The sequence below is a fragment of the Stenotrophomonas sp. TD3 genome (genome assembly GCF_001939825.1).
Classification (GTDB): domain Bacteria; phylum Pseudomonadota; class Gammaproteobacteria; order Xanthomonadales; family Xanthomonadaceae; genus Stenotrophomonas.
This window is the reverse complement of sequence record NZ_MOYM01000001.1, coordinates 3,398,894-3,412,667: the sequence shown is the minus strand read 5'-3', so window position 1 is coordinate 3,412,667 and position 13,774 is coordinate 3,398,894. Positions and strand designations below refer to the sequence as shown.

The following is a 13,774-nucleotide window of genomic DNA, read 5'->3' as shown; positions in this document are numbered from 1 at the left end:
GGGCCGCACAGGGCGGCCCTTCTTCGAAGACTTCGGCGCGATGGCTCAGTTCTGCTTGGCCACGCGCAGCACCTTCGGGGTGACGAACACCAGCAGCTCGGCCTTGTCCTTGTTGCGGCCGCGCTTCTTGAACAGGTTGCCCAGGAACGGCACGTCGCCCAGGAACGGCACCTTGCTGATGCTGTTGCGATCGGTGAACTCGTAGACACCACCGATCACCACGGTCTGCCCGTCCTCGACCAGCACCGCGGTGTTGACTTCACGACGGTTGATCGACGGCACGGTGCCGTAGCCCTCCAGCTGGATCAGCTGGTCGACTTCGTCCTTCTTCACCTGCATGTTGAGGAACACGCGGTTGTCGTTGGTGATGGTCGGAGTGACCTTCAGCTCCAGCACTACTTCCTTGAACTGCACATTGGGAGTGGTCACGCCGCCGACACCGCCGCCGGTGATGGTGACGTAGCCGATCTCCTTGCCCTGCTTGATCATCGCTTCGCGCTGGTTCGTTGTGACCACGCGCGGGTTGGAGATCACCTCGCCTCGCGATTCCTGCTGCATGGCCGACAGCTCCACGTCCAGCAGGTAACCGGCATTGAGGATCGACAGCGCCAGCGAACCCGGATTGCTGGCGGCGGCCACCGGCAGATTCCAGTTCAGGCCGCGGGTGATCGCCGAGCCGGACTTCACCGGCGGCGGACCGACCCGGCCACCGGCTTCCCAGTCACGCTCGGCCTTGGCATTGGCCAGGTCGGTCGTGACCTGCGACTCACGGGTCTTCGCATTGGCATCCAGGCTGCCGCTGAAGTACACGTTGTCACGGCTGCCGCTGACACCGAACTTCGCACCCAGTTCGCGGGCGAAGGTATCGGTGGCGATGACGATGCGGCTTTCGATCAGCACCTGGTCGACGGGGCGGTCGATCACGTTGATCAGCTCGCGCATGCGCGCGATCTTCTTCGGGATGTCGCTGATCATCAGCGTGTTGGTGCGCTCGTCGGCCACGATGCGGCCGCGCGAGGACAGGAAGCCACTGTCTTCCTGCGACGCACTGCCACTGCCGCTGCCACCACTGCCGCCACCAGCACTGCCGCCGATGCCCTTGGCCTCAGTCAGCGCTTTGAAGATCTGCGTGGCGCTGTGGTAGTTGATCTGGATGTAGTCGGTCTGCAGGTCTTCGCGGTTCTCGATGGCGATGCGCGCGTCTTCCTTCTCCTGCTCGAACTTGGCCAGTTCGGCCTGCGGCGCCACCCAGATCACGCTGCCGTCGCGACGCTTGTCCAGACCCTTCGCGCGCAGCACGATGTCCAGCGCCTGGTCCCACGGCACATTGACCAGGCGAAGGGTCACGTTGCCCTGCACCGAGTCGGACGCAACCACGTTCAGGTTGGACTCCTCGGCGATCAACTGCAGCACGGTGCGCACCGGCACGTCCTGGAAGTTGAAGGTCACCGGCTTGCCGGTGAAGCCGCGCTGGCCGACGGCCTTGGCCGCCTGGGTGACGCTGCCGGCGGTGACCGCGCCGACGGCGGCCTGGGCCTGACGTGGGCTGATCTCGACCACGTACTCGTTGCCACTCTGGTAGGCCAGCGATTCCACCGCGCCACCAGTGCTCAGCACCAGCTGGGTGCCGGCACCGGACGGCTTGGCGTCGATGCGCTGCACCGGCGTGGCGAAGTCGGTGACGTTCATCGGCTTCTGCAGGTTGGCCGGCAGTCGGGCATTGCCGACGTCGACCACCACGCTGTTGCCCTGCGTGCGCAGGTCAGGGATCGCGCCCTGTCCGTCGAACTGCACGATCAGGCGCCCGGCGCCGTCATCGCCACGCTTGAAATCGATCTTGGCCACCGACAGGCCAGCCGGCGCGGCGGCCGGTGCCACGGTGGCGCCCACCGGCTTTTCCGCCGGTGCGGCAGCCAGCGCCGGAGCGCAGGCCAGCATCAGCGCGACTCCCAGCGCGCTGACACGGTTCAAGGTAGAGCGCCGGATGGGACGCAGCCCCTTGGCTTGGTGAAAGGTCATCGTGCTATCCCCAGTAAACGATCATTGATCTTCAAGCGAGAGCGTTGCCGGCCGTTCCAGCCAGCCACCCGCGCCATCCGGCACCAGTTCGATCAGCTCCACGCGGTCTTCGAAGACCGCCGTGACCCGCCCGTCGCTCTGCCCCAGGTAACCGCCCGGGCGAACCCGATAGGTGACCTTGTCCGGCCCCATCACCAGCGCCACGGTGCCTGCACCGGTGCCGATGGTGCCCACCATGTCCAGCGCATCCAGCGGGAAGCCTTCCAACGGCTCCTTGCGCCGGTTCGGGTCCGGTCGCAATCCGCCATTCCCCTGCTGCGGATTGGTCCAGGCATCGGTGAACGGATCGCGCATGCCCTGCGCGGAGTATTCAAAGGTCTCGAACTGCTGCATCACCGGCAGCGGCTCCAGCGGCTGCGCCGGTCGCGCACGCTCGCCTTCCACCCACTTCTCAAGGTTAGGTGCGTCGCCAGGCGTGCTGGTCACGCCACGGCCGCAACCGGCCAGCAGCAGCACAGCCAGCACCATCGCACCACGTACGGTCTGCGCGCGCATCACTTCTTGCCCTCCTTGCCAGCGTCGGCCGCCTGCTGCGCCTGCACTTCGGTCTCGTCCAGGTAGCGGTAGGTCTTGACCGTACCGGACAGTTCCAGTGCACCGCTGCGAACGTTGCCGCCGGTCTTTTCCTTGGGCTTGAGGTTGATGTCATGCATGGTCAGGATCACCACCCGCGGCAGCGAGGCCACGCCACTGACGAACGCGCCGAACTGGTGGTAACTGCCCACCATGCGCAGCTTGATCGGCTTCTCGGCGTAGAACTCCTTGATCTGCTCCTGCTCCGGCTCGAACAGCTCGTTGGTCAGGCCGCTGGACAGCGCGGTCTGCGAGATGTCGATGATCAGGTCGGGCATTTCGGTCTTGCTCGGCAGCTGCCGCAGCATCTGCTGCAGTACCTGCTCCATCTGCGCCAGCTGCTGCTTCAGCGGCCCCAGGTTCACCGCGCGTTCCTGCTGCTTGGTGAACTCGGTGCGCAGCTCGACTTCCTTCGATTCCAGGCCGGCCAGTTCTTCGCGCTTGCCGCTGATCAGCAGCATCCACGCCACGAACATGATGACCAGCGCCAGCAATGAGCAGAAGACGATCTTGGCCTTCTGCGGCCAGTTGCCGATGTCGTTGAAATCCAGGTTCTTGATGTCGATCTTCTGGCTCATGCGCGGTCCCCCTGCAGCAGCGCATTGAAGGCCTGCGGCGGCTGCGCCAGGCGGCTGCCCTCAGGCTTCGGGGCAGGTGCCGGGGCCGGCGTGGCGGCCGGTGCGGCCGGCTGGTTGGGCTTGGCCGGAGTGGCCGGCGGTGCAGCGGCCGGTGCGGCGGGAGCCGCTGCCGGCTGGCCCGCTGCCGGAGCCGCAGGCGTCGCGGCATCCGGACCTGCGGCCAATGGAGCCACCGGTGCCGGCGCAGCCGTCGCCACCGAGCCATCGGCGTTCAGGCCCGGCGTCGCCGAAACCTCTTCGCTCTGTGCCGGCAGCTTCACCTTGACCACGAACACGTAGGGCAGCGCCTTGATGTCGGCCAGCGGGCCGGCCTTGCCGTCCTTGTCCTTCTCCGGGTCACGCGCTTCGATGATCGACAGCTCCGGGTTGGTCATCCAGCCGGACGTCTCCAGATTGCGCATGTAGGCCGAAACGCGGGCGTTGGACTGGGTGCGGCCTTCCAGCGTCAGCACATCCCCTTCCTGCTTCAGCGCGGTCAGCACCACGCCGTCGGGAATGGTGCGCACCAGCGCGTCGAACAGGTGGACCATCTGCGAGCGCTTGGCCTGCAGTTCCTCGATCACCTTCTTGCGGGCCAGCAGGCGTTCCTTCTGCGCGTCGAGACGATCGATCTCCTTGTTCTGTTCCTTGACCTTCTCGATCTCGGCTTCCAGATAGGCGTTGCGGTCCATCTGGCCGCTCACCTGGCGGTCGTAATAGAACCAGATCATCAGCGACAGCAGCAGGCCACCGACAGCGGCCATGCCCAGCATTGCGTAGAACTCGCGCTGGCGTTGCTTGCGCCGCTCGGCGCGCCAGGGCAATAGATTGATGCGTGCCATCAGTCAAAGCTCCTCAGCGCCAGACCGGTCGCGATCATCAGCGCGGGGGCATCCTGGGCCAACGCATGCGCGTTCACCTTCGGCCCCAGGGTCATCTGCGCCAGCGGGTTGGCGACCACGGTCGGCACACCCAGCTGTTCCTCGACCATCTCCGGCAGGCCGCCCAGCACGGCGCAACCGCCGGCCAGCACGATGTGATCGACGCGGTTGAATTCGCTGCCTGCATAGAAGAACTGCAGCAGGCGGCTGATCTGCTGGACCGTGGCTTCCTTGAACGGCTCCAGCACTTCCATCTCGTAGCTTTCCGGCAGGCCGCCCTGGCGCTTGGCCAGCCCGGCTTCCTCGTAGCTCAGGCCGTAGCGGCGCATGATCTCGTCGGTCAGCTGCTTGCCACCGAACACCTGCTCGCGGCTGTAGAGGCTACGGCCGCCGCGCAGGACATTGAGGGTGGTCATGGTTGCGCCGATGTCGACCAGCGCGACCACGCCGTCGATGGACACCGGCAGCTCGCTGGCGACCAGGGCGTAGGCGTTCTCGACCGCGAAGGCCTCCACGTCCATCACCTTGGCCTGCAGGCCACCGAGTTCCAGCGCGGACTGGCGCAGCTCGACATTCTCCGAACGCGACGCGGCCAGCAGCACCTGGACCATCTCCGGGTTGTTCGGGATCGACCCGATCACCTCGAAGTCCAGGTTCACTTCCTCGATCGGATACGGAATGTAGTTGACCGCTTCCAGCTCGATCTGGGCTTCCATGTCGTTTTCGTCGAGATCGGCCGGCATCGGGATCACCTTGGTGATCACCGCCGACCCCGCGACGGCGGCAGCGGCCAGTTTGGCCTTGCTGCCTGAACGGTTCATCGCCCGGCGGATGGCCTCACCCACGGCCTCCACTTCAACGATGTTCTTCTCCACCACCGCATTCGGCGGAAGAGGTTCCACAGCGTAATGTTCCACGCGGAAACGATTGCCGCTGCGGGACAGCTGCAAAAGCTTTACCGCAGTCGAACTGATGTCGACGCCAACAAGCGGCGACTGACTTTTTGGGATGAGCCCCACGGTTTCTCCCCTGCCGACGGGCACTTGGACGCAAGAGCTGCGTCCGCGCATTAATAACGTATTCTTAGCAAATGGCAACCGCCCTGCTGTGAAATCCCTCACGGATTCACGATGCAGCCCCTGGCAATTCCCCTTGCGCTCCCCGGTGCCGACCCCAGCCGCCACCTTGCGTAATCTATACTCTGCGACCACGAAATTCGCAATCGGAATCTGAACCCGATGACTCGACTCCGCCGCTGGCTGCGCTGGATCTTCCTGATTGTCCTGGTCCTGGCGCTGATCGGCGCGGCCGCCGTGGGCGGTCTGTACTATGCCGTTTCCTCCAAGCTTCCCGACGTGCAGACCCTGCGCGACGTGGAAATGCAGGAGCCGATGTACGTCTATGCTGCCGACGGCAAGCTGATGGCGGTGTTCGGCGAGACCCGGCGTACCCCGATCACCATGAAGGACGTGCCCGAGAAGCTGAAACAGGCGTTCCTGGCCACCGAGGATGCCCGCTTCTACGAGCATGGCGGTGTGGACTACATGGGTATCGGCCGCGCGGTGTGGCTGCTGGCCACCACCAACGACAAGCGCGTGCCGGGTGGTTCCACCATCACCCAGCAGGTCGCCCGCCAGTTCTTCCTCAGCTCCGAGTACAGCTACACCCGCAAGCTGGCCGAGATCCTGCTCGCGCGGAAGATCGAGTCCGAGCTGAGCAAGGACGAGATCTTCGAGCTGTACCTGAACAAGAGTTTCTTCGGCAACCGCGCCTACGGCGTGGCCGCTGCCGCCGAGTTCTATTACGGCAAGAAGCTGAACGAGCTGGACCTGGACGAGATGGCCTCGCTGGCCGGCATCCCCAAGTTCCCCTCGTCGGGCAACCCGATCTCCAATCCGGAACGTGCCCGCCAGCGCCGCGACAACTACGTGCTGCAGCGCATGGCCGACCTGAAGTTCGTCAGCCAGGCCGAGGCCGACGCGGCCAAGGCCGTGCCGATGCACGCCACCGCGCATGAGCCGCCGGTGCAGGTCGATGCGCCCTACGTGGCCGAGCTGGTGCGCCAGGAAATGATCGCCCGCTTCGGCGGCGACGTGGTCAACAAGGGCTATCACGTCACCACCACCATCGACTCCACCCTGCAGACCGCCGCCAACCTTGCCATCCGCGATGGCCTGCTGCTGTACGACCACCGCCACGGCTGGCACGGCGTGGAGAAGCAGGTGCAGCTGGGCGCCGGCGACGATACCGCCGCCCTGGCCGAGCACCTGCGCGGCATGTTCGGCCAGGCCGGCCTGCTGCCGGCGATCGTCGCCAGCACCGGTGCCGACGGCAGCGCTACCGTGGTGCTCGCCAACCGTACCGAGATCGTGCTGCCGGCCGGTGCCGCCAAGTGGACCAACAAGACCCCGGGCAAGCTGGTGCAGCGCGGCGACATCGTGCGTGTGCGCGCCGGGGCCAAGGAAGGTGAGTGGCTGCTGGACCAGATCCCGCGCGGCCAGTCCGCGCTGGTCTCGCTGGATGCCCACAGCGGTGCGCTGAAAGCGCTGGTGGGTGGCTTCAGCTTCTCCGGCAACAAGTTCAACCGCGCCACCCAGGCCCGCCGCCAGCCGGGTTCGAGCTTCAAGCCGTTCGTCTACGCGGCCGCCTTCGACAAGGGCTACAACCCGGCCTCGATCGTGCTGGACGCCCCGGTCGTGTTCCGCGACCGCCGCGGCAAGACCTGGGCCCCGCAGAACGACGGCGGCGGCTTCCGCGGCCCGATGCGCCTGCGTGAGGCGCTGGTGCAGTCGCGCAACCTGGTCTCGGTGCGCCTGCTCGATGGCATGGGCGTGGACTACGCGCGCAAGTACATCAGCGAGTTTGGCTTTGCCGAATCGGAGCTGCCACCGAACCTGTCGATGTCGCTGGGCACCGCCTCGCTGACCCCGCTGTCGGTGGCGCGTGGCTACGCCGTGTTCGCCAACGGCGGCTCGCGCGTGGACACCTGGCTGATCGACCAGGTCAATGACCGCGACGGCAACCTGGTGTTCAAGGAAAACCCGGCGCTGGCCTGCCGCGACTGCGCCGGCAGCAGCGACCAACCGGTCAACCAGGTGGTGGACGGCTTCAACTTCGGCGCTCCGGCCCCGAAGGTGGACCCGGCCGCCGCAGCCAAGGCCGAAGCCAAGGTCGAAACCCCGGCGGCACCGGCCAACCCGGATGCCCGCACCGCCCCGCGCGCGATCGATGCCCGCACCGCCTACCAGCTGGTGTCGATGATGCGCGACGTGGTCCAGCGCGGTACCGGCGTGCAGGCCAAGGTGCTCGGCCGCGAGGACGTGGGCGGCAAGACCGGCTCCACCAACGACCACCGCGACGCCTGGTTCTCCGGCTTCGGTGGCCCGTACGTGACCACCGTGTGGGTGGGCCGCGACGACTTCCGCTCGCTGGGCTACCGCGAATACGGTGGCAAGGCCGCCCTGCCGATCTGGATCGACTACATGCGCACCGCGCTGAAGGACACCCCGATCGCGCAGAACGACCCGCCCAGCGGCATGGTCCAGGCCACCCTCAACGGCGCGACCGAGTGGGTGAAGGTGGAAGACATGGACCGCCTGACCGACTACGACCTGAACCTCAATACGCCGCAGGCCGACGCCGCCGCGTTCGATATCTTCTGAGGAACGGTTTGATGGGTGCCAACCGTTGGTTGGCACCAATGCCGCTCTGGGAGAGGCCAACCTTGGTCGGCGCCTCGTGCCGACCAAGGTCGGCACCTACCAAAGCGTTGGTGGGTGCCAACCGTTGGTTGGCACCGGTGCTGCCCTGGTAGAGGCCAACCCTGGTTGACGCCTCGTGCCGACCAACGGTCGGCACCTACCAAAGCGTCGGTGGGTGCCAACCGTTGGTTGGCACCAATGCGGCTCTAGGTAGAGGCCAACCTTGGTTGGCGCCTCGTGCCGACCAACGGTCGGCACCTACCAAAGCGTTGGTGGGTGCCAACCGTTGGTTGGCATCTCCGCGCCATACCCACGCAGATGTCACATCCGTGCGCTAGTCTGTAGCCAGGTCGCAACAGGGAGTCATCGCATGCACCGCGCCCGCCAGCATGCTGCCAGCCAGACCCGCGAGCGGCGTCACCGCCTCGCCCACGAAGCCGCCCGCCTGATGGCCGAAGGCGGCATCCGCGACTACCACCAGGCCAAGTTGAAGGCCGCAAGCCGGCTCGGCATCCACGATGATGCCTCCCTGCCCCGCAACACCGAGATCGAAGACGCCCTGCGCGAATACCAGCGGCTGTTCTCCGGGCCCCAGCACGGCAACGAACTGCAGCGCCGACGCGAGGCCGCGATGCGCGCGCTGGAGTTCCTGCATGGCTTCGCCCCACGGCTGGCCGGCCCGGTGCTGGAGGGTACCGCCGATGCCAACAGCCCCGTACAGCTGCACCTGCACAGCGACGACCCGGAAGCCGTGCACCGCTTCCTGGACGAGCACGGCATTCCCGCCGAATCGCGGACGCGCCGGTTGCGAATGGACCGCGAACGCTGCCTGGATGTACCGGTGTGGGTGTTCAGCGCCGAGGAGCTGACCTTCGACCTGGCCGTGCTGCCGTACGACGCCCTGCGCCAGGCGCCGCTGTCACCGGTGGATGAGAAGCCGATGCGGCGCGCGTCGGTGGCGCAGTTGCGGCAGGTGTTGGCCGAGGCGGAGATCACCGCGTATATCGGCGGGTGACGGTAGCGCCGGTATTGGTGGGTGCGGACCGTTGGTCCGCACGGTGCTTCAGGCGTCCGTACGCCTGACCGAAGAGCAGTCGAGCATGGCTCTTGCCTTTGGTAGGTGCGGACCGTTGGTCCGCACGGTGCTTCAGGCGTCCGGATACCTGACCGAAGAGCAGTCGAGCATGGCTCGACTCTACATGTAAGCGCGCTCACCCTGCCTACCGGAGCTCATGCGGCTCCTTGGCATCGCCGGTCAGCAGGCGTGCCAGCCACGGCGCACCCGCGCGCCGTGGATACTCCACCATCATCCGGGCGTGCATGTCCTGCAGATCAGCCAACAGCCAGGTCTGGTTGTAGACGTCGCCGAACGCGTCGGACCAGGCCGTCTGTATCCGCGCGCGCTCACCCCCGTTGAGGTTGGGCATCCTGTCCAGCGGCACCTCCAGCACCGGCGCCAGCGCCTCGTTGATGGCCGTGTTTTCCGCCTGCGCTGCGCGGAGCAGTGACAGCCGATGCTTCAGCTGCCAGCACGGGTATGGGAAGCAGCTTCCCGTGGCCTCGATGTACGCCGCCATGTCGGCCAGCATATGGGCTTTCAGCTGCCACACCATCGCACTGTCCAGCAGCTCCCGTACCCGTATCGTGCGCAGCGTACCGGCCCGGACCTCTTCCGGCGTGGTGAACGGCTCGCCGGGCGTGGTGCCGCCATGCTGCACCAGCACGATGCGATGGATCGCCTCGCCGGTGATGTTCTCCACGCGCAGCGCTGCCACCTCCGGGTGCACGCGCGGCGGCGGCACGCTCACCACCCGCCAGTGGTACCAGAGCACCAGCACCATGCCGGTCAGGCACAACAGGGTGAACAGGACCCAGCTGTCCAGATTCCGGGTGTAGTAGAAGTACCGCGCCCGCCACAGATAGAACGTGCGGTAGCTGATGAATCGACTCACCCATCGGTACATGGCCATCTCCTCGGCAAGGACCCCGGCGCGACGGGGTGGATTACGCGCGTCACGCCAGGGCTCCATCGCTTACCAGCCGATGCCCACACCCACGCCCATGCTGCGCTCACCGCTGTTGGTGAACGCCCCATTGAGGCTGAAGGTGGCCGAACCCTTCTCGTTCAGCACACGCTGGTAGCCCACCGCCATCGCCGACTCACCCTCGCTGTAGCCGACGCCCGCACCCAGGCGGTTGTAGGTGGCCAGGCCAGCGGTGTTCATCGCCATCGCACTCTGTGCGCTGCTCATTGCCGCCATGCGGTTGAAGCGCTTGTCCATCTTGTCCAGGCGGCGTTCGAAATTGCTGATCGCACCATCGGTGTACTCGTTGGCACGGGCCAGCATCTTCTCCAGCTCGGCGGTGTCGACCTGCGGCTTGGGCGTGTCGTCCTGCTTCGACTTCGGTTGCGGCGTGGGCTTGTCACCTTCACCGGTAGAGGCGATCTGCGCCGAGCCGCTGGTTTCCGGCGCCGGCGCGATCTCTTCGGTGGACGGCGAAGGCGTGGACGCTGCGGCCATGGCGCGGGCCTGCGGCTGATCGTCGATGCGCTGCTCCAGCCCATCCATGCGGCCGTTGAGCTGCTGCTGCATCGAATGCAGCTGGCCACCGTTGACGGCATCGCGGCTTCCTGGCGCCACTCGGCCGTCAGCCAAGTTGGTCAGCACCATGCCATTCACTCCATTCAGCGCGATCTGGTTCATGCCATCGGCACGGACCGACGGTGAATCCTGGAAGATCGAGCTGAGCTGACCTTCCACCTTGTCCGCGCGACGGCCTGCGGTGATGACAGCGCCATCGAGAGCCATCAGCGCGTCCTCGACGGTGTTCTGCGTTCCACCCTGCACCGTGTAGGTCGGCGCGATGATGTTGCCGCTGGCGTCTACGCTTGCTCCACCGCCGAGGGTGGCGAGGGAGTCCTTGAGCTGGGAGACGATGGTGGCGTTGTGGTCGGCGGTGCCTCGGGCGATGTTTACAAGGCGGCGCTGCATGCCCACACCCCCAAATGACGCAACTCCTTCTTCATCTGCTAGGGAACTATTTCCAAGTGCCAGCGAGCCGTGAGCCCCGCTTCCAACTCTTGCGCCAGCACCAATCGCGACGCCTTCATTCGCACCGCCCGCGCCTCCACCGACCTGTGCACCGACTCCCATTGCGAATCCATTTTCGGAATCCACAGAGACAGTCGCCGCTCTGCCAATTGCGGTGGAGTTCTTGCCCATCGCCTCCGCAAATGTGCCTACCGCAGTTCCCCCCTCCAGTCCCGTCTTTGCTGAATTCCCCACTGCAACGCCTGCCACACCTGCTTCGGCGCGTTCACTGAAGGGCGCAGAGCCGATACTCACAAACTGCGCAAGATCCTCAAGATCTGAGACGCGTGAATTGGTTGAATAGAGCTGACTACCAGACACAGCCTCAGCACTGCTGGCACTCAAGATTCCATCTGCCACACCAGTGATCTTCCGATTGGCATTGGCGCTGTTGCGCACATCCAACGTCGCACCGCTATTCTTCCCGCCCAGGCGCACATCGCCGGACGCAGAAACCTGCGCCACCAGCCAGCCCAGCGCCGCCGTCTCGGTCAACGCTTTGGCTGCATCGGTCTTCGCCGCGGCAGCGTCTGCGCCCGCAGACCTGGCCACACCCTCCACCGTCGTCACCCTGTCATTGGTGGCATTGAGCTGCCTGCCATTGACGGCCTCGTCGCTGCTGGTGCTGACCACGCCATCGGCCACGCCGGTCAGCTTCCGGTTCGCATTTGCACTATTGCGCACATCCAGCACGGAGCCACTGTTCTTCTCACCCACGCGAACATTGCCGCTGGCACTGACCTGATTCAGCAGTCCGTTGAGCGTGCCCACCTGCGTCAGCGCGGTGTTCGCTGTGGACCTGGCGGAACTGGCATCGCTCATCGCGGTGCTGACATTGCTGTTGGTGGTGTTGAGCTGCCGGCCAGTCACCGCATCGGTGCTGGTTGAAGACAATGTTGCGTCCGCAACACCCGTGATCCTGCGGTTGGCGCTGGCGCTGTTCCGCACGTCCAGGATGGTGCCACTGTTGGATGCGCCCAACCGGACGTTCCCCGAAGCAGATGTCTCGCTCAGGAGACCCGAAAGCGTATTGGCCTTTGCCAGCGCGCTGTCAGAATTGGTCTTTGCGGCGTCGGCGACGGAGCGCGCGGCCGTGACATTGCTGTTGGTGGTATTGAGCTGCCTGCCGGTAACCGCATCGGAGCTGGTGGCATTCAACCTGCCATCAGCAATATTCACGATACGACGCTGGGATGTCGCCGTGCCAACCGAGACTGTTCCTGCCTCGTCTGCAATCGACCCGCGTCCCAGCGCCACCGCACCAGACGCAGTCGTGCTTGCCTCATAGCCGATCGCTACGCTGTCGTGGGAAGCTTTAGCAGATCCACCAATGGAGGTTGCTCCGGTCCACCCATCGGTACCTGCCGATGAGCTGTCACCAATGGCAATTCGGGAAACACCCGCCGCGCTGTCCAGCGTCCGGGCGCCGTAGCCAATGGCAATCGCCCGTTCGCTGTAGGCGCTCGCACTTCGGCCCAGAGCGACCGAGTAGTCTCCCCAAGCCGCCGCGCTTACCCCGAATGCGGAACCACTCAGTGATGCCCGCGAGCTCGCACCAGCCGCGATGGACCACGCTCCTGACGTTTGAGCATTACTGCCGATTGCCGCGGAAAAACCACTTCGCGCGAATGCACGGTCTCCCAACGCAAGCGCCCCCATCTCCGAGGCCACTGCCCTGTGCCCGAACGCTGCGGCCTGATCGCCAAATGCATGAGCCGAATAACCAATCGCAATGGCATCCAGTCCGGTCGCCACCGCCGCATCACCTATCTGGATGGGGCTGGCCAGCGGGACCAGGCCAAATGGTTGGAATGACGCCGGTGCTTCGGCTACAGACTCAAGCACAGTAACGACATCCTCGTCGGTCAGGTCGCTACTGGCAGGAACTTCGGACTTTGCGCTCGCGGTGCTGGTACATGCGGTGAGGAGGAGTACGCCTGACAGCTTTCGCGCGGAGGCGCTCGACGCCTTGCCTCGAGCGGTGGCAACTTCACTGGCAACTACCCAGCACTGTCGGGCGGCACTCCAGATTCGGCGATAGATACGGTTCATGCTTTCTCTCCTTAACAGGACATCGGAAATGAGGCCCTGCGCATGACGCAGGGCCAGAACGTTCAGGCGCTCGGCGCCAGGGTGGTTGTGTGCTCGCGGTAGCCGTCCTTGGACAGGCGGTAATGCAGCTGCACGGTATTGCCCGGTTGAGGCTGGAACGGCAGCTTCAGCTCCGCGTCCGGGTACAGGCTTTTGGCAAAGTCGTGGGTCGTACAGGCACCACTGGCGCTGCATTCGGCCAGCCCTGTGATGCCGACTCGCAAGGTCCCCACGTTGCGCAGGGTGTCGCCCTGCAGTTGCAGATCCACGCTGCCGTTGGTGGGCAGCACGTTCACCAGCGCGCCCCAGACCAGGCTGACGCCGACGTTGGCCTGTGCCGCCTGCTCGTCACCCTCAAGCAGGGTCCCGTCTGGTCCCCTGACACCCTCGAAGTAGATGCGGTAGGCCACTTCCTTCTCCACGCTGCGTAGTGGAATCACCCGGATCAGGCGATTGCCTCCGCCACTCAGTGCGAACTTCCCGGGGGTAATGGCGACCGCGGCATCGGCCGCCTCCATTTCCACCTCTTCCTCGCCAACCTGCGCGGGATTCGAGATGCGCAGCAGGCGTGCCTGCACGTACTGCGGCTGGGTGGAGTGCGAGTAGACGCGGATTTGCGTACCGCGCTTGCCATCGACGGCCGCACGCATTGGATGGATCGAGAGGTTGGCATGTACCGGCGGGGCCAGCAGCGCGCTCAACGGCAGCAGACAGAACAGCAGCTTCTTCATGATGGGGCT

Annotated in this window: 10 protein-coding genes; 2 read left to right on the top strand and 8 right to left on the bottom strand. The window is 65.3% G+C overall.

Annotated elements, in window-relative coordinates; all coding sequences use genetic code 11:
* Positions 1-45: 45 nt before the first annotated feature.
* Genes BKE09_RS15875 through BKE09_RS15855 form a run of 5 tightly spaced genes read right to left on the bottom strand, consistent with a single transcriptional unit; the run spans position 46 to position 5,169 of the window.
* Positions 46-2,019 carry a type IV pilus secretin PilQ family protein gene (locus BKE09_RS15875; protein ID WP_075676370.1) on the bottom strand — a complete coding sequence of 658 codons (1,974 nt, stop codon included), beginning with the start codon at positions 2,017-2,019 and terminating at the stop codon, positions 46-48.
* Positions 2,020-2,040: 21 nt separating this feature from the next.
* Positions 2,041-2,574 carry a pilus assembly protein PilP gene (locus BKE09_RS15870; RefSeq protein ID WP_005418914.1) on the bottom strand — a complete coding sequence of 178 codons (534 nt, stop codon included), beginning with the start codon at positions 2,572-2,574 and terminating at the stop codon, positions 2,041-2,043.
* On the bottom strand, positions 2,574-3,230 hold the full coding sequence (pilO, locus tag BKE09_RS15865) for a type 4a pilus biogenesis protein PilO (protein WP_005418916.1): 657 nt from the start codon (positions 3,228-3,230) through the stop codon (positions 2,574-2,576). Before pilO ends, BKE09_RS15870 begins: the two co-directional genes overlap by 1 nt.
* A complete protein-coding gene (locus BKE09_RS15860) occupies positions 3,227-4,111 on the bottom strand; it encodes a PilN domain-containing protein (protein ID WP_075676369.1) in 885 nt (294 codons plus the stop codon). The genes pilO and BKE09_RS15860 overlap by 4 nt, the downstream gene beginning before the upstream one ends.
* Positions 4,111-5,169, bottom strand: coding sequence for a pilus assembly protein PilM (locus BKE09_RS15855; protein ID WP_014038321.1), 1,059 nt, complete (start codon positions 5,167-5,169; stop codon positions 4,111-4,113). Before BKE09_RS15855 ends, BKE09_RS15860 begins: the two co-directional genes overlap by 1 nt.
* Before the next feature lie 219 nt (positions 5,170-5,388).
* Here BKE09_RS15855 and BKE09_RS15850 point away from each other — a divergent pair, with 219 nt between their 5' ends.
* Positions 5,389-7,812, top strand: coding sequence for a penicillin-binding protein 1A (locus tag BKE09_RS15850; RefSeq protein ID WP_075676368.1), 2,424 nt, complete (start codon positions 5,389-5,391; stop codon positions 7,810-7,812).
* Positions 7,813-8,221: 409 nt separating this feature from the next.
* On the top strand, positions 8,222-8,866 hold the full coding sequence (locus BKE09_RS15845; protein WP_075676367.1) for a hypothetical protein: 645 nt from the start codon (positions 8,222-8,224) through the stop codon (positions 8,864-8,866).
* 205 nt (positions 8,867-9,071) lie between these two features.
* Here BKE09_RS15845 and BKE09_RS15840 read toward each other — a convergent pair whose 3' ends face one another.
* The 3 genes from BKE09_RS15840 to BKE09_RS15830 all read right to left on the bottom strand — a co-directional run bounded on the left by BKE09_RS15840 (position 9,072) and on the right by BKE09_RS15830 (position 13,765).
* Positions 9,072-9,815, bottom strand: a complete 744-nt coding sequence (locus BKE09_RS15840; RefSeq protein ID WP_075676366.1) for a hypothetical protein — start codon at positions 9,813-9,815, stop codon at positions 9,072-9,074.
* Positions 9,816-9,884: 69 nt separating this feature from the next.
* On the bottom strand, positions 9,885-12,995 hold the full coding sequence (locus BKE09_RS15835; protein ID WP_075676365.1) for an ESPR-type extended signal peptide-containing protein: 3,111 nt from the start codon (positions 12,993-12,995) through the stop codon (positions 9,885-9,887).
* Between the two features lie 62 nt (positions 12,996-13,057).
* Positions 13,058-13,765 carry a pilus assembly protein gene (locus BKE09_RS15830; protein ID WP_075676364.1) on the bottom strand — a complete coding sequence of 236 codons (708 nt, stop codon included), beginning with the start codon at positions 13,763-13,765 and terminating at the stop codon, positions 13,058-13,060.
* Positions 13,766-13,774: the final 9 nt, after the last annotated feature.